Source organism: Streptomyces sp. NPDC088810 (assembly GCF_044750305.1).
GTDB lineage: Bacteria > Actinomycetota > Actinomycetes > Streptomycetales > Streptomycetaceae > Streptomyces.
The window spans coordinates 231421-253106 of the sequence record NZ_JBIVJQ010000011.1; the positions used below are offsets into that span (position 1 = coordinate 231421).

Here is a 21686-nt window from a genome sequence, read left to right on the forward strand (position 1 = left end):
CCGGGCGGGCCCGGCCCCTCACGGCCACGTAAGCGGTGAACTCCCCTTGCCGGGGCGTTAGATTGGCTCGCTGATGACGGACGGAACGGCGGACGGACGCGCTGGTCAGGGGGCAAGGTCGATGGACAGCGACAGCACGCGAATCCCACGCGGCACGCACACGAACCCTGTACCACGCCCGACGCCGCCACCTGGGGGGGCGGGGGTGCCGCCCATGCCCTCGGTGCCGCCGATGCCCGACGGGTCCGCTTTCCTGACGTGGCTACGCGCGCCCAGGCCGCAGGCGGCACCCGGAATCTGGCGATTCCACTACCGGCCACGGCCCGAGGTCGAACCCACGGTCACCCCCACGCGGCAACTGCTCGGTGGAGCCGTGATCGCGCTCCTGTGCGGGTGGCTGCTCTGTTCTCTCCTGTGGAACGGCTATCTCGGTGACTTCTGGCAGTGGCCGTGGTACGTGCTGGCGCCGGATTCCTGGGTGAGGGGCGAAGCCGGTCAGGTGGGCGGGGCCGCATCGTGGCTGTACACGTGGCTGGTGTTCGGTGCGATCTTGGCGGTGTTCGGAAAGATCGGCCACTGGGGTGAGTGCTGGCGCCGCTACGGTGCCCCCCTCGTGCGCGGTGCCATGCCCGCGCTGCGCTCGGCTGTGCCGGCCAGCCGCGGCACCGTCCCCGCCGCCGATGCCCCGCCCGCACCCGACCAAGACCCCGCCGAATGGCCGCAGCTGCGGCAGGCGGGGGCGTACGAGGCTGCTGAGCGGCTGGCTGCCGAGGCGAAGGCCGGGCTCATGCGGGATGTGGATCACGCGCGGATCAGCCGGGCCTGGCAGGGCGTGCGGTCCGGCCGGCACACTGTCGCCGGCTTCACCGGCGCCGTACTGCAGGACGGCGCCGCCGCCTGCCCGCACCCCTCCGGCGACCGCGACCTGCCCGCCCGGCACGCCCGGCACGACCTGCTCACCGGCCAGGTCCGGCTCGGCACCACGGCCGACGACCCCCGCAACCCCTACCACTACCGCGGCGCCGGCCTCGCCCTCGGCCCCGACCTGCTCGGTACCTCCCTGCTCGCCGTCGGCCCGGCCGGCTCCGGGAAGACCGGCGCCCTGGTCCGGCCGCTCGCCGAGTCCCTGTGCCTGCACGCCCTGGCCGGCCGCGCATCGGTCGTGGTGGTCGGCGCGGCGGGCGCCGCCCTCGGCCCGGCGGAGGCCTACGACGTCGTCGTCCGCGTCGGCCACCCCGACTCCGTGTACGACCTCGACCTCTACGGCGGCACCACCGACCCCGACGAGGCCGCCGCCATACTCGCCGAGGCCCTCGTCGGCGACCTCGCCGACCCGCACCCGGGCAGCGACAGCCGCCGCTCCACCACCGTCCTCGCCCAGCTGCTCGGCCCTTTCCGCGCCGTCCACGACCGCTTCCCGTCCGTACCGGAGCTGCGGCAGCTGCTCGACGGCGCCCCCGGCCCGCTGGCCGCCCTGCGCAAGGGCCTGACCGACTCCGGGCACGCCTCCCTGCTCAGGGAACTCGATGCCCGGGAGCGGCAGATGGCCCACCCGGGCGACGTCGGCACAGTCCTCGCCGACCGGATCGCCCTCCTCGACCGGCCCGCCTTCGCCACCTTCTTCGACACCTCCGGGCAGAGCCGGCCGTTCTCGCTGCGCGCCCTCGACCACCCGGTACGCGTCCGCATCGACCTGCCCCAGCGCGGCCACGCCGACGCCTCCCGGATCCTGGCCCGGCTGGTGCTCGCCCAGTTCACGGCCTCCGTGACGGCACGCGAGGACCGGTCGCTCTTCGCCTGCCTGCTGCTCGACGACGCCACCGGAGTCGTCACACCGGAGGCCGTGCGCGGCATCCAGCGGCTGCGCAGCGCCAACGCCGGCACGGTGCTCACGCTGCGCACCCTGGACGACGTACCCCGGCCGCTGCGCGGCCCGCTGCTCGGCGCCACGGGCTGCCGGATGGCGCTGTCCGGGCTCACCCCCTGGGACGGACAGGACTTCGCCGAGGTGTGGGGCAAGGAGTGGACCGAGGCCCGGGACGTCACCGACCGGCAGATCATCGCCGAGACCCCGGCCGGCAAGGCCGTGCACATGCTGCGCCGGGTCATCACCGGTCAGGCGCCCACCGCGCGCGCCGTCACCGTGCGGCAGGTCGAGCGGGAGCGGTGGTCGGCTTCCGAGTTGGCTCATGGGGTGCCGCCGGGCCATGCCGTGTTGTCGTTGACCACCGTGCAGGGGGAGCACGCGCCGCCGTTGCTGGTGGATCTGCGGGGGTGAGACGCGGGCGGGGGCTCGTACGGTGAGGCAGAATCGGGGTGGGCCGTTCATACACCGCGGCCAAAAGATCACCGGGATCGACGGATCTCCCTCATCGTGAAGGCCCCATGCCCCCGACTCTCGCCTCGCTCGTCCACCACTCCGCGCTCAAGCTGACCGTGCGCGCGGGCGAGGACCGCCTGGACGTGCCCGTCCGCTGGGCGCACGTCAGCGAGCTGGCCGACCCCGTGCCCTACATGGAGGGCGGCGAGCTGCTCCTGATCACCGCGCTCAAGCTGGACGCGGAGGATCCGGAGGTCATGCGGCGGTACGTGCGGCGGCTCGTCGGCGCGGGCGTGGTCGGGCTCGGGTTCGCCGTCGGGGTCAACTACGAGGAGATCCCCGAGGCCCTCGTCGACGCCTGCGCGCAGGAGGGGCTGCCGCTGCTGGAGGTCCCCCGCCGCACCCCCTTCCTCGCCATCAGCAAGGCCGTCTCCGCGGCGATCGCCGCCGACCAGTACCGGGCGGTCACGGCAGGCTTCGCCGCCCAGCGCGAGCTGACCAGGCAGGCGCTGAACACCGGCCCCGAGGGCGTGCTCACCGTGCTCGCCGCCCAGGTCGACGGCTGGGCCGCGCTGTACGACGCCTCGGGCGCCGTCGTCGCCGCCGCACCCGAGTGGGCCGGCCGCCGTGCCGCCCGGCTCATCACCGAGGTGGAACGGCTGCGGGAGCGGCCCGCTCCCGCGTCCTCCGTCGTCGGCGGCCCCGAGCACGAGGACCGGGTGGAACTGCACAGCCTCGGCACCGGCCGGCGCCCGCGCGCCGCGCTCGCCGTGGGGACGGCCGCCGCGCTCGGCACCGCCGAGCGGTACGCCGTCCACTCCGCCATCGCACTGCTCACCCTCACCACCGAACGCTCCCGCTCCCTGCACGCGGCCGAACAGCGCGTCGGCTCGGCGGTGCTGCGCATGCTCCTCGCCGGGGAACCCGACCACGCCCGGGCCGTCGCCGGGGACCTGTACGGCGGGCTGCTGGACGCCCCGTTCCGGATGATCGTCGCCGAGTCGGGGTCGGGTACGGCGGGCGAACCGCTGAGCGAACTCGCGGAGGCCGTGGAGTCCGCGGCGGCGCGCGCCGGGGAGGCCGTGCTGGTGGTGCCGGAGGGGGAGCGGCTGGTGGTGCTGGCCGCGGACGAGGGCGCGGCGGTGGCCGCGTGCGCCGCGTACGCGGCGGCGCGGGAGGCCGAGCGGGCGGTGCCCGAGCAGGGCCGGGTGGAAGAGGACGCGCTGGTCGTCGGGCTGTCGGCGCCCGCCGGGCCGATCGCGGCGGCCGCGGCGTACAAGCAGGCCGAGCAGGCGCTGTCGGTGGCGCGGCGGCGGGGCCGGGTGTTCGTGGAGCACGAGCGGCTGGCCGCCGGGTCCGTCCTGCCGCTGCTGGCCGACGATGCGGTGAAGGCGTTCGCCGACGGCCTGCTGCGGGCGCTGCACGAGCACGACGCGACGGGCCGCGGTGACCTGGTCGCCTCGCTGCGGGCGTGGCTGTCGCGGCACGGGCAGTGGGATGCCGCCGCGGCCGACCTGGGGGTCCACCGGCACACCCTGCGCTACCGGATGCGGCGCGTCGAGGAGATCCTGGGGCGCAGCCTGGACGACCCGGACGTGCGGATGGAGCTGTGGCTCGCCCTGAAGGCGACCTCCACGGAGTAGTGCGGAGCGCCGAGTAGTCCAAACAGTAGTGCCGGTTCCGTGTACTGCTACGACTCGGACAAACGACCCCCGGGCGCCCCCGCCCTACCGTGGACCACGCAAGCCAAGCAGCACACCCCCAACGCGGAAGGGCCGGGACTCGTACATGACTTCCACCCATGCCTTCTGGCTCGCCGGCCGCCAGGTCACCGGCGAGGACACCTTCGACGTCACCTCCCCGTGGGACGGCCGGCTCGTCGGAAGGGTCGGCGTGCCGACCGACGCCCAGGTCGAGGAGGCCGTGGCCGCCGCGTACGCCGTCCGCGAGGACTTCGCCGCCACCCCGGCGCACGTCCGCGCCGCCGCGCTCGACCACGTCAGCAAGCGGCTGGCCGAGCGCACCGAGGAGATCGCCCAGCTGATCTCCGCCGAGAACGGCAAGCCGATCAAGTGGGCCCGCGGTGAGGTCGGCCGCGCCGTCTCGGTGTTCCGGTTCGCCGCAGAGGAGGCCCGCCGGTTCAACGGCGGCGAGGCCCAGCGGCTCGACACGGACGCCGGCGGCCAGGGCCGGCTCGCGCTCACCCGCCGCTTCCCGAAGGGTGTCGTGCTCGGCATCGCGCCGTTCAACTTCCCGCTGAACCTGTGCGCCCACAAGGTCGCCCCGGCGATCGCCGCCGGCGCCCCGATCATCCTGAAGCCGGCCCCGGCCACCCCGCTGTCCGGGCTGATCCTCGGCGACCTGCTCGCCGAGACCGACCTGCCGGCCGGGTCGTGGAGCATCCTCCCGGTGCCGAACGACAAGATGCCCGCCCTCGTCCAGGACGAGCGGCTGCCGGTCATCTCCTTCACGGGTTCCGAGAAGGTCGGCTACGCGATCATGGACTCGGTGCCGCGCAAGCACTGCACGCTGGAGCTGGGCGGCAACGGCGCCGCGGTCGTCCTCGGCGACTACGCCTCCGACGCCGACCTGGACTGGGCCGCGACCCGTATCGCGACCTTCTCCAACTACCAGGGCGGCCAGTCCTGCATCTCGGTGCAGCGCGTCATCGCGGACGCCTCCGTCTACGACCGCCTGCTGCCCCGCATCGTCGCCGCCGTCGAGGCCCAGGTCACCGGTGACCCCGCCGACGACAAGACCGACGTCGGCCCGCTGGTCAGCGAGGACGCCGCCCAGCGCGTCGAGTCCTGGGTCAAGGAGGCGGTCGAGGCCGGCGCCACGCTGCTCACCGGTGGCGACCGCGACGGTGCCTCGTACGCGCCGACCGTGCTCACCGACGTACCGGCGGGCGTCACCCTCGCCTGCGAGGAGGTCTTCGGACCCGTCCTCACCGTGCAGAAGGTGAACGGCGAGGCCGAGGCGTTCGCAGCGGTCAACGACTCCAAGTACGGCCTCCAGGCGGGCGTGTTCACCCACGACCTGCAGGTCGCCTTCCGTGCCCACCGCGCCCTCGAGGTCGGCGGTGTGGTGATCGGCGACGTCCCGTCCTACCGCGCCGACCAGATGCCGTACGGCGGCGCCAAGCAGTCCGGCGTGGGCCGCGAAGGTGTGCGGTACGCGATGGAGGACTACACCTACGAGCGCGTGCTGGTGCTGACCGGTCTCGCGCTCTGACCTGCCACGGACAGGTCGGAAACGGAACGGCCGCAGCCCACTGTGCGGGGGCTGCGGCCGTTCTCGTCGCCCGGTAGGGGCCCGGCACCTTCCGGTGCCGGGCCCCTACCGGGTGCCGGTCTCCTCCGGACCCTCAACCGGAGAAGCCGACGTGCGCGAGCCGCAGCGGGCCGCGCAGTCTGAGGCGGACGTCGTGGACGCCGTCGGCGACCAGCCCGGCGGTCAGGTCCGTGTAGGCGTACGGGCCGTCCGTGGGCGTGTCCAGGGTGAGCGCCGCCAGCACCGGGCCGCCGTCCAGGGCGAGTTCCACGGTGCCCTCGCCCGCCACCCGCGCGGTCACCTCGCGCACGCCCGTTCCGAAGTCGCAGGCGCGGTAGACCAGTTCGGCCGTTCCGCCGTGGGCCGGGGTCACCGCGTCGCCCGCCGTCCGCGTCCGGTCCACGATCGCGATGCCGGACTGCTCGTCGAAGCCGGCGCCGGACAGGCCGCGTCCCGGCACCGCGCGGGGAGCCGGGGCCGCCCCGTCGAGGTGCACGGTCGTCCGCAGGCGCACATCCTCGCTGGAGGCGCCCACCAGCAGCTCGTACGGGCCCCGTTCCAGGCACCATCCGTCCTGTCGTACGTCCCAGAACTCCAGCGCGGAGAGCGGGACCTCGAAGGAGACGGCGGCCGTCTCGCCGGGGGTGAGCGTGATCCGGCGGTGGTCCAGCAGCTCGCGGCGCGGCCGGGGCACCGACGGGTCCACCGCCCGGCCGTAGAGCTGGACCACCTCGTCCGCCGTCCGCTCCCCGGTGTGGGTGACCGTGCAGCTCACCAGCACCGAGTCGGCCTCCACCCGGACCGCCAGGCCGGCGTACCCGAAGGACGCGTACGACAGGCCGTGGCCGAAGGGGAAGAGCGGGGTGCCCTCGAAGTAGAGGTAGGTCTGACGGCTGCCGATCACGTCGTAGTCGAGCAGGTCGGGCAGGTCGGCGTCGGAGGCGTACCAGGTCTGGGGCAGGCGGCCGGCCGGGGAGACGTCGCCGGCCAGCACCCGGGCCAGGGCCGTGCCCGCGGCCTGGCCGCCGTGCGCCGTCCACAGCGCGGCCGGCAGCCGGGCCGTGTCCACCGCGTACGGGTAGGCCGACACCAGCACCAGGACGGTGCGCGGGTTGGCGGCGCGGGCCGCGCGCAGCAGCCGCTGCTGGTGCTCCGGCAGCAGCAGGGTCGTACGGTCCTCGGTCTCCCGGCCGTTGATGTGCGGGTCGTTGCCCGCCACCACCAGGACGACGTCCGCCCCGGCCGCCGCCCGGGCCACGGCGTCCTCGCCCCGCTCGACCGTGACCACCTCGAAGACGTCGCCCGTGTCGGCAACCTTCACCCCGTCGGCGGCGACCCGGACATGGCGGCCCGTGCCCAGATGCCGGAGGAGGTGACCGCCGCGGTGCGGTTCGAGGCGGAAGGTCTCCTGGACGACCCAGCCACCGGGCTGGTCGGCGGAGGCGCGCAGGTAGCCGTCCTCGGCGACCGAGAGGTAGCGGCCGTCGGGGGCGCGCAGGGTCAGCACCCCCTCGCCCCAGTCGGCCAGCGCGAACTCGGTGCCGGTCGCGTCGGCGGTGAGCGGCGGCAGATCGGTACGGCCCGCCAGCAGCGCGGGGTCCAGCGCGCCCTCGGCGCCGCGCGCCCGGTCGGGGGCGTCCGCCGCCGGAACGGACAGGAAGGCGCCCGCCGCCGTCCGCAGCCGGACCCGGTCCACGCCCTCCGCGAACTCCACGTGCTGCGCGCCGAACCGCTCGTACACGCCCTCCAGGGGAGTGGAGCGGTGCAGGAGGGTGCCGCTGTACCAGTCGAGTTTGCACTCGTCGGCGAGCAGACCGACGACCGCGATCCGGGTGTCCGCGGCGAGCGGCAGCAGGCCGTCGTCGTTCTTCAGCAGCACGATCGCCTGCTCGGCGGCCTCCCGCGCGAGCGCCCGGTGGGCGGGGGTGTCGAACTCGCCGGTGGCCGCGTGCGGGTCGTAGTGCGGGTCGAACTCGCCGAGCCGGAAGCGGACGGAGAGCTGGCGGCGGACCGCGGCGTCGAGGTCGGCCTCCGTCAGCAGGCCCTGCTGCACGGCCCCCTCGACCCGCGCGGTGATCAGCGAGGAGTCCGTGCCGTGGTCGGTGAAGCTGTCCACGCCTGCCAGCAGGGCCGCCGCGGTGGCCTCCTCGTGGGTGTCGTAGTAGTGCTCGGCGTCGACCAGGTTGGACGGCGCGCCCGCGTCCGAGCAGACCAGCAGCTCCTCGTCGGTCCAGGTGCGCAACTGCTCGCGCAGGTACGGGGAGACGTGGTTGGGGCGGCCGTTGACCAGGTTGTAGGCGGGCATCACCCCGGCCACCGCGCCCGCCTCGACCGTGTCCCGGAAGGCGCGCAGGTCGTACTCGTGCAGCACCCGGGGGCGTACGGAGGCCGACGAGGTGGCCCGGTCCGTCTCGTTGTTGTGCGCCAGCCAGTGCTTCAGCACGGGCGCGGTGCGCCAGTACCGGGGATGGTCGCCGCGCAGGCCGTGTGTGTAGGCCGTGGCGATGGCCGAGGTCAGCTTCGGGTCCTCCGCGTAGCCCTCCTCGTTGCGGCCCCACAGCGGGTGCCGCAGCAGGTTGACCGTCGGCGACCAGATGTTGAGGCCGACCCGGTCGTCGCGGGTGCGCATCGCCCGGGCCTCCTTGGACACCGCCTCCCCGATCCGCCGTACCAGGTCCGGGTTCCAGGTCGCGCCGAGCCCGACCGCCTGCGGGAACACGGTCGCCGGGCCCATCCAGGCCACGCCGTGCAGGGCCTCCTGGCCGGTCCGCCAGGCGGCGATGCCGAGCCGCTCCACGGCCGGTGCGTACTGGTGCAGGAAGGAGATCTTCTCGTCCACGGTCAGTCGCGCCAGCAGGTCGTCGATGCGTTTCGCGAACGGCAGGTGCGGATCACGGAACGGCGGGGTGGACGGCGAGTCAACGGTCACGAGTGGTTCCCCTTGCGAATGGAGCGGCGCGACGCTTTCGAAGCGCTTCGATGCTCATTCGACCGCAGCCCGGTGTCAAGGTGCCGTGCCCGAACAGAGCCGATGTCGCCGCCCCCGGTGCCAGGAGCGACCGACGACTCACCGAACCGTCGGACCTCTGAGGAATCTTGGGAACGACCCTTGTGCGCCCCAAGGTGTTCACTTAACCTCGCAGCAACATCGAAGCGCTTCGACTGCTCGCCACGCAGACACGCTTCTGCTCAGCCGGATCCACTGAAGACACCGCAGCCGACGGCCCACCGCCGGGTGTCCTGGTGCGCCATGAAGGGTTGACGCAATGACGCCGAACGCCGCCTCCTCCGCCTCCACCGGCACCAGCCGGAGAAGCTTCCTCGCCTCCACGGCGGTCGCCGCCGCGGCGGTCGCGGGCGGGATGCCGCTGCTCTCCGCCTGCGGGAGTGCGGACAACGGCTCGCGGGAAGGCACCACCTCGGGCAAGAACGCCAAGAAGATCCTGCCCGCCTACGTGGCCAGCAGCGTGGTGAAGCCGGACATCCCGTCCAAGAACGGCTCGTCGATGGGCTTCACGGCCAAGCTCGACGTCGGCACCCTCAAGACCTCGGTCCCCAAGAAGCTCGGCAAGGGCGGCAAGGTCACCGTCATGTCGCCGTTCTGGGGCTCGCCGCCGAAGCAGAACAACCCGTACTACACGTCGATGAACGACCTGATCGGCGTCGACGTCGAGTGGCGCAACCAGGACGGCAACACCTACGACCAGAAGCTCGGCGCGGTCCTCGCCTCCAGCGACGTCCCGGACGTGGTCGTCGTCCCCAGCTGGAACATGATGGGCAAGATACCCAGCGCCATCATCAGCAAGTTCGCCGACCTCGGCCCGTACCTGTCCGGGGACAAGGCCAAGGAGTACCCCAACCTCGCGGCCATCCCGTCCGACGCCTGGCAGCGCTCCATCTTCGGCGGCAAGCTGATGGGCCTGCCGCAGCCCGCCCCCTCCGTCCAGACCATCGTGCCCCTCTACCGCCAGGACGTCTTCGACAAGGAGGGCTACGAGATCCCGCGCTCCGCCGACGAGTTCATGGCGCTGTGCAAGGACATCACCAACGCCCGGGCCAAGCGGTGGGCGTGCGGTGACATGAAGTGGACCGCGATGAACACCTTCGGGGTGCTCTCAGGCGGGGAGAAGCCGCTCTGGTGGAACCTGGTCGACGGCAAGCTGGTCAACCGCATCGAGACCCCGGAGTACCTGGAAGCCATCGAGTGGACGCGCAAGCTGTTCGCTGCCGGAGTCGTCCACCCGGACTTCAAGCTGGGCAAGAGCCAGGCCGTCGACCCCGCCCCCAAGTTCGCCGCCGGCGAGTTCCTGATCTGGAACAACAACATCGTCAACTGGTACGGCCAGCAGGCCGTCCAGGCCACGCAGAACCCCGACTTCAAGGTCTGGGGCATGGACATCTGGGGTCACGACGGCGGTGACCCGGTGCTGTACGCCCAGAACCCGGCCGGGATCTTCGCCTTCGTCAACAAGAGGGCCTCCGAGTCCGTCGTCCACGACGTGCTGGCGATCGCCAACGTCACCGCGGCGCCGTACGGCACCAAGGAGTGGATGATGACCAACTACGGCGTCGAGGGCACCCACTACACGATCAAGAACGGGGTCCCCGTCAAGAACGACAAGGGCAACAACGAGGTCCTCAACGCCTACGTCATGGTGGCGAGCCCCGCCGCGACCACCGCCCACCCCGACATGCCCGACTACACCAGGGCCATGGTCGAGTGGGAGCAGCGGACGGGCTCCCACACCAAGAAGTCGTCCTTCTGGGGCCTGCAGATCACCGAGCCGTCCCGCTACACCAACCTCGCCAACGACTTCGAGCAGCTCGAGGACGACATCATCCGCGGGCACAAGAAGATCAGCGACATGCAGCAGGCCGTCTCCGACTGGAAGAGCAAGGGCGGCGACAAGCTGCGCGACTGGTACAAGAAGCTTCTCGACGAGAACGGTCCGGCGGCGAGCTGACCCGGCTCCGAGGCAAGGAGAACAGCCGTGTCCCACAGCACGGTGCCTCGGAGCGGCGCCGAGGCCGGCACGCCGGTGAAGACCCCGGCGGCGTCCGCCGACGCCACCGGCGCGCGAGAGGAACGAGGCTCGGGGAAGCTGAGCCTCCGGCTCAGGTTCAGACGCGACCGCGCCCTGATCCTCATGACGGTGCCGGCCATCGTGCTGGTCCTGGTCTTCAACTACCTGCCGATCCTCGGCAACGTCGTCGCCTTCCAGGACTACGACCCCTACATCAGCGACAACGGCATCGTCTCCATCCTGCACAGCCCCTTCGTGGGCATGGAGAACTTCCAGCGGATGTTCGAGGACTCGGCGTTCTGGAACGCCGTCCAGAACACGCTGGTGCTGTTCTTCGTCCAGCTCCTGCTGTTCTTCCCGATCCCGATCCTGCTCGCGCTGCTCATCAACAGCGTGGTCCGGCCCCGGGTGCGGGCGGTCGCGCAGGCCGTGCTCTACCTGCCGCACTTCTTCTCCTGGGTGCTGGTCATCGCCGTCTTCCAGCAGATGTTCGGCGGCGCCGGGATGCTCTCCCAGCTGCTGCGGCAGCACGGGTACGACGGCCTCGACATCATGACCGACCCGAACACCTTCCCGTTCCTGATCACCGCCCAGAGCGTGTGGAAGGACGCCGGGTGGGGGATCATCGTCTTCCTCGCCGCGCTGGCCTCGGTGCCCACGGACCTGTACGAGGCCGCCGCGATGGACGGCGCCGGACGCTGGCGCCGTATGTGGCACGTCACGCTGCCCGCACTGCGTCCGGTGATCGCGCTCCTCCTCGTGCTGCGCGTCGGTGACGCCCTGACCGTCGGGTTCGAACAGATCCTGCTGCAACGCGACGGCGTCGGAACGGACGCGGGCGAGGTCCTCGACACCTTCGTGTGGTGGAACGGCGTGCGCAACCAGGACTTCGGCTACGCGGCCGCCGCCGGCCTGATCAAGGGCGTGGTCAGCATCGGCCTCGTCCTCGCCGCGAACAAGGTGGCCCATCTCATGGGCGAGCAGGGGGTGTACAAGAAGTGACCGCCGTCATCGACGAACCGGTGGCCAAACCCCACCGGTGGGCCGCGCCGCCCCGCCCGGCATGGGAGGAAGAGCCCTCGAAGGCCGGCCTCGCGGGCAAGGGCATCGCCCTGTCGTTCGCCTGCCTGGCGATCCTCTTCCCGCTGTGGATCGTGATCGTCACCAGCGTCTCCTCGCGCAAGACCATCGACGAGGCGGGCGGCCTGGTGATCGTGCCCAAGGGCATCACCTTCATCGCCTACAAGGAGCTGCTGAGCGGCGGCCAGGTCACCCGCGCCGCGGTCGTCAGCATCCTCGTCACCCTGGTCGGCACGCTGTTCTCGATGACGGTGTCCGTCCTGTGCGCCTACGGCCTGTCCCGCACCGGGTCCCTCGGCCACCGCTGGATCCTGATGGTGCTGCTGGCGACCATGTTCTTCAGTGCCGGCCTCATCCCCACCTACCTGCTGGTGCAGTCCCTCGGGCTGACGGACACCTATCTCGCGCTGATCCTGCCGAGCGCGGTGAGCGTCTTCAACATCCTGGTGCTGCGCGGCTTCTTCATGGGCATCTCGCAGGAACTCGTCGACAGCGCGCGCATCGACGGCGCCGGGGACCTGCGGATCCTCTGGCAGATCGTCATGCCGCTGTCGCGGGCGGTCCTCGCGGTGATCACGCTGTTCTACGCCGTCGGGTACTGGAGCGCCTGGTTCAACGCCTCGCTCTACCTGAACGACCAGGACATGATGCCGCTGCAGAACGTCATGATCCAGCTCGTGCAGAAGCAGGAGGCGCCGGTCGGTCTGAGCCAGGCCATCAGGACCGGTCAGCTGTCGGGCCTTGCCGTCCAGATGGCGGTCATGGTGATGGCGCTGCTGCCGGTCGCCGTGCTGTCGCCGTTCGTCCAGAAGCACTTCAAGAAGGGGATGCTGACGGGGGCGGTGAAGGGGTGACGCACAGGAAGCCGGCCCTCGCCGACGCCACCCGGGGCCGCATCCTCTTCGGCGGCGACTACAACCCCGAGCAGTGGCCGGAGGAAACCTGGCAGGACGACGTCCGGCTGATGAAGGACGCCGGCGTCAACTCCGTCACGCTCGGCGTCTTCTCCTGGGCCAGGCTCGAACCCGAGCCGGGAGCGCGCGAGTTCGGCTGGCTGGACCGGCTGATGGACCTCATGCACGCCCACGGCATCGGCGTCGTCCTGGCCACGCCCACCTGCTCCCCGCCGCCCTGGATGGGCCGGCTGCACCCGGACACCCTGCCCCGGGACGCCGACGGCCGCACCGAGTGGTGGGGCGGCCGGCAGCACTTCTCGCACTCCAGCGCCACCTACCGCCGGTACGCCGCCGCCATCACCGAGGACCTGGCCGCCCGCTACGCCGGCCACCCGGCCCTCACCCTGTGGCACATCAACAACGAGTACTGCACCTTCGACTACGGCGACGAGGCCGCCGCCGCCTTCCGCCGCTGGCTGCGCGCGAAGTACGGCACCCTGGACGCCCTCAACACCGCCTGGGGCACCGCCTTCTGGAGCCAGGGCTACGACACCTGGGACGGCATCCTGCCCCCGCGCCACGCCCACTACCTGAAGAACCCCGGCCAGGTGCTGGACTTCCGGCGGTTCACCTCCGACATGCTCCTGGAGTGCTACACCGCCGAGCGGGACATCGTCCGCCGGCACACCCCGCACATCCCGGTCACCACCAACTTCATGCCGCTGTGGACGGGGCAGGACGCCTGGCGGTGGGCCGAGGAGGAGGACGTCGTCTCCGTCGACCTCTATCCCGACCCGCGCGATCCGCTGGGCGCGCAGCGCGGGGCGCTCGTGCAGGACCTCACCCGTTCGCAGGCGCGCGGGCCGTGGATGCTGATGGAACAGGCCGCCGGGCCGGTCAACTGGCGGGGCGTGAACCACCCCAAGCCGCGCGGCCTCAACCGCCTGTGGTCCTTCCAGGCCGTCGCCCGCGGCGCCGACGCCGTCTGCTACTTCCAGTGGCGCCAGTCCCGGCAGGGCGCGGAGAAGTTCCACTCCGGGATGGTCGGCCACGCGGGGGAGGAGGGGCGCACCTTCCAGGAGGTCAAGCAGCTCGGCGCCGAACTCGCGGACATCTCGGCCGACGCCGCGGGTGCGCGGATCACCGCCGATGTCGCCGTCCTGCACGACTGGCACTCCTGGTGGGCCGGCGACCACGAGGGCAGGCTGTCGACGCTGGTCGACCTGCCCGAGGTGCTCACCGCCTGGCACCGGGCCCTGTGGGAGGCCCACCTCACCACCGACTTCGCCCACCCGGAACACGACCTGTCCGGCTACCGGCTCGTCGTCGCCCCCCAGCTGTACCTGCTCACCGACGCCGCCATCGCCAGCCTCCTCGCGTACGTCCGCGGCGGCGGCACCCTCGTCTGCGGCTTCCACACCGGTGTCGCCGACGAGGACGACCGGGTCCGGGCCGGCGGCATGGACGCCCGGCTGCGCGAACTGTTCGGCATCCGCACGCTGCACGAGTGGTGGCCGCTGGAGGCGGGGGAAACCGTGGCGTGCGAGGGCTTCCGCGGCACGCTGTGGTCGGAGGAGATCGAGCCAGAGCCCGGCGCCGCCGAGACCGTGCCCTACCGAGGCGGTGAACTGGACGGGCTGCCCGCCGTGCTGCACCGGGGCCGCGCCTGGTACCTGTCCACGCTGCCCGAACCCGCGGCGCTGCGCTCCCTGCTGGCCGGCATCGCCGCCGAGGCGGGGGTGCGGCCGGTGCTGGACGGGCTCCCGGTCGGCGTCGAGGCGGTGCGCCGCGGCGAGCTGCTGTTCCTGCTCAACCACGGGCGGGAGCCGGTCACCGTGCCGGTGCCGGGCACCCACCGCGAGCTGCTCGGCGGCACGGACGTCACGGACACGGTCACCCTCGGCCGCTACGGTGTGGCGGTGCTGCGCTCATGAGCGGTACGCCGGTCCACGGCACCTGGGAGCCGGCCCCGGCCGCCCGCTGGGAGGACGCCTTCCTGAGCGGGAACGGCCACCACGGCGCCCTTGTGTTCGGAGACCCGAACGATGAGCGGGTGGTCGTCACCCATCACACCCTGGTGCGGCCCAACGGCGGCGAGCACGCCCGGCCGCCCCGGCTGGCCGCCGCGCTCCCCGCGGTGCAGGACCGGCTGCTCGCCGGCGACCTCACCGCCGCCGAGCGCCTCACCGACGGCCGGCCGCTCCAGTGGGTGCAGCCCTTCCACCCCGCCTTCCAGGTCCGCGTGCGCCGGAGCACGGACGGCGGCCGGTACGTCCGCCGTGCCGTCGACTTCACCACCGGCGAGGCCACGGCGGTCCGCGGCGACGCCCGCAGCCGTGTCTTCGTCTCCCGCGCGGACGACGTGCTCGTGCACGAGGTCACCGGCGGCGACCTCGACATCCGCCTGGACCACCGGCTGCCCGGCGCCCCGGCCAGGCTGCGCGTCGGCCACGGCACGCTGCTCACCCCCGAGGGCGCCCTGCTGAGCCTGCGCGCCCGCTACCCGGACAGCGACCGCGCCTACACCGGAGTGACCCTGGTCGCCGTCTCCGGCGGCCGGACCGAACTCGCCCCGCCGGGCGTCCGCGTTACCGGTGCCCGTTCGGTGCTGCTGCTCACCCGGGTGCGCCGGCACACCGGCGAGACCGACGTGGTCGCCGAGACCCGGCTGCTCCAGGCCCTGCTCGACGGCACCGACCGGCCCTACGACGGTCTCCTCGCCCGCCACCTGGACCGGCACCGCCCCGCCTACCTGCGGGTCGGCCTCGACCTCGGCGCCGACCCGGCCGAGCGTGCCCTGCCCGGCTCCGAGCTGCTGAACCGCCCGGACAGCCCGGCCCTGCTGGAACGGCTGTTCGCCGCCGGCCGCTACCACCTGCTCTCCAGCAGCGGATTCAACCCGCCCCGGCTCACCGGACTGTGGACCGGCGACTGGGACACCGCCTGGTCGGGTGCGTTCACCACGAACGCCAACCTCAATCTCCAGACCGCCGCCGCGCCCGCCGCCGCCCTGCCCGAGGTCACCGAGGCGCTGGCCGCGCTGGTCGAGCGGCAGCTCCCGGACTGGCGGGCCAACGCCCGCGCGATCTTCGGCACCCGGGGCGTGGTCGCACCCGCCCACACCGACGGCGAGTCGGGGTACACCTACCACTTCGACCGCGCCTATCCGCTCCAGCTGTGGACCGCCGGCGCCGACTGGCTGCTCAAACCACTGGTCGACCACGACGAGATCCGCGGCGAGCGGGACCCGCGCACCGCCGCCGCCCTCGCCGAGGCGGCGCTCTTCTACGAGGACTTCCTCACCCGCACGGACGCCGGCGGACACCTGGTCGTCGTCCCCTCCTATTCGCCCGAGAACCGCCCCGCGGGCGGCAGCTGGGGCGCGCTCAACGCGGCCATGGACCTCTCCGCCGCCCGCCACACCCTGCGCACCGCCGCCCGCTACCACCCCGAACACGCCGACCGCTGGCGCACGCTGGCCGACCGCATACCCCCGCACCGGATCAACGCCGACGGCGCCCTCGCCGAATGGGCGTGGCCCGGCCTGGAGGACAGCTACGACCACCGCCACCTCAGCCACCTCTACGGCGTCTGGCCGCTGGAGGAGATCACCCCGTACGACACCCCGCGCCTGGCCGCCGCCGCCCACCGGGCGCTCGCCCTGCGCGGCGCCGAGAACGACTCCGCCCACGGCCATCTGCACCAGGCCCTGATCGCCGCCCGCCTCCGGGACCGGGAACACGCCGGCCGGGCCCTGCGCCGGGTCCTCGGCGGCGACTTCTTCCACGCCTCCCTGATGAGTGCCCACTACCCGCACCGGGACGTCTACAACGCGGACGCCGCGCACACCCTGCCCGGCGTGCTGATCGAACTGCTCGTGCAGTCCACCCCGGACCGGCTCGTCCTGCTGCCGGCCGTCCCGGACAGCTGCCCGCGCGGCGAACTGCGCGGCGTGCGCACCCGGTTCGGCGCGGAGGTCGACCTCGCCTGGGACCCGGGCGGCGCCCGGGCCGTCGTACGACCGGGCCGCACCCTCCGCGTCGAACTGCGGACTTCCTCCGGCGCCGAGCCGCTCGACCTCGTCGCCGGAGAAGACCGCGTCCTCACCCTGGGGGCGCGGTGACCGGAGCAACTCCCCCCACCCATGGAAGGGACACCATGGCAACAAGCACGCTCGGCAGGGTCGCCCAGGCCCTGCTCGCCCCCGCCCTCGCCCTCGGCGCCACCGTCGGTCTCGCCTCGGCGCCCGCCTCCGCCGCCGTCTGGAACTCCTGCGACCAGTGGGGCAACACCAGCCTGAACGGCTACACCCTCTACAACAACATCTGGGGCTCCGGCGCCGGCAGCCAGTGCGTCTGGGCCAACTCCGGCACCAACTGGGGCGTCTGGGCGAACCACCCGAACACCGGCGGGATCAAGTCCTACCCCAACGCCAAGAAGGTGGTCAACAAGCCGATCACCTCGCTGACCTCGCTCACCAGCAACTACAACGTCACCGTCCCGTCGTCCGGCGCGTACAACACGTCGTACGACATCTGGGACACCGGCTACAAGTACGAGGTCATGCTCTGGGTCAACAAGACCGGGGCCGTCGGCCCGCTCGGCACCTCGCAGGGCACGGTCACCCTCGGCGGCGCCACCTGGACCGTCTACAAGGGCAACAACGGCTCCAACGAAGTCTTCTCGTTCATCCGCAGCTCCAACTCCGGCTCGGGCACGGTGAACATCCTGCCGATCCTGAAGTGGATCAAGGACACCAAGGGCTGGTTCGGCAACGTCACCATCGGCGACGTCCAGTTCGGCTACGAGATCACGTCCTCCTCCGGCGGCCTGAACTTCACCACCAACAACCTGACCGTCAGCAGCAGTTGAGTTGAGTGAGGAGGGGCCGGCCCCGGCACGGGGCCGGCCCCTCCCGGCTAGCCTGCGACCGGCAGCCCGGCCCCGTCGGGCAGGAACAGCGGGATGCGCTCCAGCGGGGCGTCGACCGTCACAGGCCCTCCTGGTGCGCCGGCCGCATGACGCCGACGAAGCGGCCGTGCTGGTGCCGGCCGAGGGCGTACAGCTCCTCCTCCCCGTACGCGGCGAACCGCTGGAAGCGGAACAGACCCTCGGCGTCGACGTGGACGGTCAGGGCGGGCCGCCGAGCCGGGCCCGCACCCGGACCACTGCGCGAGACCGACCTTGGGCAGGTGCGCCCCGGAGGGGGCGGGAGCGGCGGGGTGTCAGGACGCGGCCGGCGCCGGCCCCGAACTCGCCCGCTCCGTCAGCTCGGGCGCGAGCAGCACGACCTCGTCGCTGCCGCGCCCGTCCAGCTTGGCCACCAGGTGCTCCACGGCGTGCCGGCCCATCTCCTGGGCGGGGATGGCGGCCGAGGTCAGCCGCACCGAGGCCTGGACGGCGACCTGGTCCGGGCAGATCGCGACCACGGACACGTCCTCCGGCACGGCCCGGCCCTGCTGGCGCAGCAGGGCGAGCAGCGGCTCCACGGCCGACTCGTTCTGCACGACGAACCCGGTGGTGCCCGGGCGCTCGTCGAAGACCCGGGCCAGGGTGAGGGCCATCGCGTCGTACCCGCCCTCGCACGGCCGGTGCAGCAGCCGGAGGCCTCTTTCGCGGGCCCGGGAGCGCAGTCCGTCGAGGGTGCGCTCGGCGAAGCCGGTGTGCCGCTCGTAGACCGCCGGGGCCTCGCCGATGACAGCGATGTCGCGGTGGCCCAGCTCGGCGAGGTGCTCCACGCACAGCGCGCCGGTCGCGTTCCAGTCCAGGTCCACGCAGGTCAGACCGGTGGTGTCGGCGGGCAGACCGATGAGCACGGAGGGCTGGTCGGTCTCCCGCAGCAGCGGCAGCCGCTCGTCCTCCAGCTCGACGTCCATCAGGATCATCGCGTCGGCCAGCCCGCTGCCGGTGACCCGGCGCACCGCGTCGGGGCCCTCCTCGCCGGTGAGGAGCAGGACGTCGTAGCCGTGCGTGCGGGCCGTGGTGGCCACGGCGATGGCGATCTCCATCATCACCGGCACGTACATGTCGGTGCGCAGCGGGATCATCAGCGCGATGATGTTCGACCGTTTGCCGGCCAGGGCGCGGGCGCCCGCGTTCGGGTGGTAGCCGAGCTCCCGGATGCTCTGCTCGACCCGCTGCCGGGTGGTGGCGGAGATGGACCGCTTGCCGCTGAGGACATAACTCACCGTGCTCGCCGAGACTCCGGCGTGCTGGGCGACCTCGGCAAGGGTGACCATCCAGCTCTCCAAGCTTTGTGAAGCGCTTCGACGCTGCGCTTATCCGACACAGTGAGTGAGGGTGTGAGTGACACTAACCCCAGCGAGGCCGGGGTGTCCATAGGCTATCGAAGCGCTTCGACAGCGAATGATGCGACGGCCACGGCCGTCCGGTACCGGAACCGTCCCCCTCCAGGATCCTCGATGCAACACCCCGGACCACGCCTGCCGAGGAAGGCGACTTCGCCCGGACACCCGTTCGGCGCGCGAGGGGTGGTGGGGTCGGCCCGTTTGGGGTACCAACGATCCAGTAGCACTGGTCGGTAACGAACGGTCCCAGTCGTCCCTCTTTGCGGCGAGGTGAGCCTCAATGACCGCCACCACCCCACGCACCACCGTCACCGAGCGCGAGGCCCGCAGGGTGGCGGAGGCCGCCCGGGAACAGGACTGGCGCAAGCCCAGCTTCGCCAAGGAACTGTTCCTCGGGCGCTTCCGGCTCGACCTCATCCACCCCCACCCGCTCCCCGACGAGGAATCCGTCCGGCGCGGCGAGGAGTTCCTGGCGAAACTGCGCGCCTTCTGCGAGACGGAGATCGACTCCGCCCGCATCGAGCGCGAGGCCCGCATCCCCGACGAGGTCGTGGCGGGCCTGAAGGAACTCGGCGCCCTCGGCATGAAGATCGACCCCAAGTACGGCGGTCTCGGCCTCACCCAGCTCTACTACAACAAGGCCCTCGCCCTGGCCGGCTCCGTCAGCCCCGCCGTCGGCGCGCTGCTCTCCGCCCACCAGTCGATCGGCGTCCCGCAGCCGCTGAAGCTGTTCGGCACCCAGGAGCAGAAGGACGCCTTCCTGCCCCGCTGCGCCCGCACGGACATCTCCGCGTTCCTGCTCACCGAGCCGGACGTGGGCTCCGACCCGGCCCGCCTGGCCACCACGGCCGTACCCGACGGCGACGACTACGTCCTCGACGGCGTGAAGCTGTGGACCACCAACGGAGTGGTCGCCGACCTGCTCGTCGTCATGGCGCGGGTGCCGAAGTCCGAGGGCCACAAGGGCGGCATCACCGCGTTCGTGGTGGAGGCCACCGCCCAGGGCGTCACCGTGGAGAACCGCAACGCCTTCATGGGGCTGCGCGGCATCGAGAACGGCGTCACCCGCTTCCACCGGGTCCGGGTCCCGGCCGCCCACCGCATCGGCCCCGAGGGCGCGGGCCTGAAGATCGCGCTGACCACGCTGAACACCGGGCGGCTGTCGCTGCCGGCGATGTGCGCGGGCGCCGGCAAGTGGTGCCTGAAGATCGCCCGTGAGTGGTCGGCGGAGCGCGAGCAGTGGGGCAAGCCGGTCGCGCTGCACGAGGCCGTCGGCTCCAAGATCAGCTTCATCGCGGCCACCACCTTCGCGCTGGAGGCCGTGCTCGACCTGTCCTCGCAGATGGCCGACGAGGACCGCAACGACATCCGCATCGAGGCCGCCCTCGCCAAGCTCTACGGCTCCGAGATGGCCTGGAAGATGGCCGACGAGCTGGTCCAGATCCGCGGCGGGCGCGGCTACGAGACGGCCGAGTCGCTGCGGGCGCGCGGCGAACGCCCCGTCCCGGCCGAGCAGATCCTGCGCGACCTGCGCATCAACCGCATCTTCGAGGGCTCCACGGAGATCATGCACCTGCTGATCGCCCGCGAGGCCGTCGACGCCCACCTGTCGGTCGCCGGCGACCTCATCGACCCCGACAAGCCGCTGTCCGCCAAGGCCAGGGCGGGCGCGAACGCGGGCGTCTTCTACGCCAAGTGGCTGCCGAAGCTGGTCGCCGGACCGGGGCAGCTGCCGACGGCGTACGGCGAGTTCAAGCACGGCATCGACCTCTCCGGGCACCTGCGCTACGTCGAGCGCACGGCCCGCAAGCTGGCCCGGTCCACCTTCTACGCCATGTCCCGCTGGCAGGGCCGGATGGAGACCAAGCAGGGCTTCCTCGGCCGGATCGTGGACATCGGCGCCGAGCTGTTCGCGATGAGCGCGGCCTGCGTCCGCGCCGAACGGCTGTGGCGCGAGGGCGAGCACGGCCGCGAGGCCTACCAGCTCGCCGACGCCTTCTGCCGCCAGGCCCGCATCCGGGTGGACGAACTCTTCGGCCGGCTGTGGACCAACACCGACGACTTGGACCGCAAGGTGGTCAGGACCGTCCTCGCCGGCGCCTACACCTGGCTGGAGGAGGGCGTCCTCGACCCGTCGGGCGAGGGGCCGTGGATCGCGGACGCGACCCCCGGCGCCTCGGCCTGCGAGAACGCCCGCCGTCCGTTCGGGAGCTAGCAGTACGTGTCGCTCGGGTCCCGCGTCGTCCAGGAGCAGGTGTCGACCTTGCTGCCGCTCGCCCTGGTCAGGGTCGCCGTGTCCTTGTCGTTGTTCCAGACGTAGGCACGGCGGTCCTGGTACTTGTCCGACGCGGTGTCCGAGCCGCTGCCGGTGTGGATCTTCAGGTACTTCCCGGCGCCGATCTTGACGTTCGGGAAGACGTACTTGTGGTTGGAGGCGTCCTTCAGCACCCAGCCCTTGAGCGAGACGGCAGCACCGCTGGTGTTCTTGAGCTGCACCCACTCGGCGTTCAGGCTCTTGTTGGAGCGGTTGTCGCTGCCCGGGCTGTCGAACCACACGTGGTGGATCTTCACGCCCCCGGCGGCCTCGGCCGGGGTGCTGAGCAGGGTGCCGGTGAGCAGGGCCGCGCCGGCGAGAGCGGGCAGGGCCGCGCGTATGCGCACAGTACGCATGGAGAGATCCCCCCAGGATGTCGTCCGCGAATCATGTGGAACGAAGTGTTATCACATGATCTTCACGTCGGCTCCACAATGTCCGGGGAGGCACTCGGCCGAGGGACGCGCTGTC

At 72.1% G+C, this 21686-nt stretch carries 13 protein-coding genes; 10 read left to right on the top strand and 3 right to left on the bottom strand.

Going from position 1 to position 21686, the window contains the following annotated elements:
- Positions 1-121: 121 nt before the first annotated feature.
- The 3 genes from ACIP4Y_RS30440 (at position 122) to ACIP4Y_RS30450 (ending at position 5554) form a co-directional block, all read left to right on the top strand.
- Entirely contained in the window at positions 122-2278 is a 2157-nt protein-coding gene (locus tag ACIP4Y_RS30440) for an ATP-binding protein (protein WP_401398882.1), read from the top strand.
- Between the two features lie 107 nt (positions 2279-2385).
- Entirely contained in the window at positions 2386-3963 is a 1578-nt protein-coding gene (locus ACIP4Y_RS30445) for a PucR family transcriptional regulator (RefSeq protein WP_401398883.1), read from the top strand.
- Between the two features lie 145 nt (positions 3964-4108).
- Positions 4109-5554: an aldehyde dehydrogenase family protein gene (locus ACIP4Y_RS30450; RefSeq protein WP_401398884.1), complete on the top strand. Its 1446-nt coding sequence runs from the start codon at positions 4109-4111 to the stop codon at positions 5552-5554.
- A gap of 133 nt (positions 5555-5687) precedes the next feature.
- Here the strand turns inward: ACIP4Y_RS30450 and ACIP4Y_RS30455 are convergent, their stop codons facing one another.
- On the bottom strand, positions 5688-8522 hold the full coding sequence (locus ACIP4Y_RS30455) for a glycoside hydrolase family 3 C-terminal domain-containing protein (protein WP_401398885.1): 2835 nt from the start codon (positions 8520-8522) through the stop codon (positions 5688-5690).
- A 337-nt stretch (positions 8523-8859) separates the two neighbouring features.
- Here ACIP4Y_RS30455 and ACIP4Y_RS30460 point away from each other — a divergent pair, with 337 nt between their 5' ends.
- From ACIP4Y_RS30460 to ACIP4Y_RS30485, 6 genes are read left to right on the top strand one after another with little or no spacing between them, the layout of a single operon-like run.
- Positions 8860-10557 (top strand): extracellular solute-binding protein, encoded by a 1698-nt coding sequence (locus ACIP4Y_RS30460; RefSeq protein ID WP_401398886.1) that lies wholly within the window; start codon positions 8860-8862, stop codon positions 10555-10557.
- 27 nt (positions 10558-10584) lie between these two features.
- Positions 10585-11619, top strand: a complete 1035-nt coding sequence (locus tag ACIP4Y_RS30465) for an ABC transporter permease subunit (protein ID WP_358645086.1) — start codon at positions 10585-10587, stop codon at positions 11617-11619.
- The gene (locus ACIP4Y_RS30470; protein WP_401398887.1) at positions 11616-12551 is read left to right on the top strand and encodes a carbohydrate ABC transporter permease; all 936 of its coding nucleotides are present in this window, start codon (positions 11616-11618) and stop codon (positions 12549-12551) included. Before ACIP4Y_RS30465 ends, ACIP4Y_RS30470 begins: the two co-directional genes overlap by 4 nt.
- Positions 12548-14527 (top strand): beta-galactosidase, encoded by a 1980-nt coding sequence (locus tag ACIP4Y_RS30475; RefSeq protein WP_401398888.1) that lies wholly within the window; start codon positions 12548-12550, stop codon positions 14525-14527. Before ACIP4Y_RS30470 ends, ACIP4Y_RS30475 begins: the two co-directional genes overlap by 4 nt.
- Positions 14524-16716: a glycosyl hydrolase family 95 catalytic domain-containing protein gene (locus tag ACIP4Y_RS30480; protein WP_401398889.1), complete on the top strand. Its 2193-nt coding sequence runs from the start codon at positions 14524-14526 to the stop codon at positions 16714-16716. The genes ACIP4Y_RS30475 and ACIP4Y_RS30480 overlap by 4 nt, the downstream gene beginning before the upstream one ends.
- A gap of 35 nt (positions 16717-16751) precedes the next feature.
- Positions 16752-17465, top strand: coding sequence for a hypothetical protein (locus ACIP4Y_RS30485; protein ID WP_401398890.1), 714 nt, complete (start codon positions 16752-16754; stop codon positions 17463-17465).
- Between the two features lie 353 nt (positions 17466-17818).
- On the opposite strand, the gene ACIP4Y_RS30490 is transcribed toward ACIP4Y_RS30485, so the two are convergent.
- Positions 17819-18832: a LacI family DNA-binding transcriptional regulator gene (locus ACIP4Y_RS30490; protein ID WP_401398891.1), complete on the bottom strand. Its 1014-nt coding sequence runs from the start codon at positions 18830-18832 to the stop codon at positions 17819-17821.
- Between the two features lie 349 nt (positions 18833-19181).
- On the opposite strand from ACIP4Y_RS30490, the gene ACIP4Y_RS30495 reads away from it, so the two are divergent.
- Positions 19182-21116: an acyl-CoA dehydrogenase family protein gene (locus tag ACIP4Y_RS30495; RefSeq protein ID WP_401398892.1), complete on the top strand. Its 1935-nt coding sequence runs from the start codon at positions 19182-19184 to the stop codon at positions 21114-21116.
- Here the strand turns inward: ACIP4Y_RS30495 and ACIP4Y_RS30500 are convergent.
- Positions 21113-21571 carry a lamin tail domain-containing protein gene (locus ACIP4Y_RS30500; protein WP_401398893.1) on the bottom strand — a complete coding sequence of 153 codons (459 nt, stop codon included), beginning with the start codon at positions 21569-21571 and terminating at the stop codon, positions 21113-21115. The genes ACIP4Y_RS30495 and ACIP4Y_RS30500 overlap by 4 nt on opposite strands.
- Between the last annotated feature and the right edge of the window lie 115 nt (positions 21572-21686).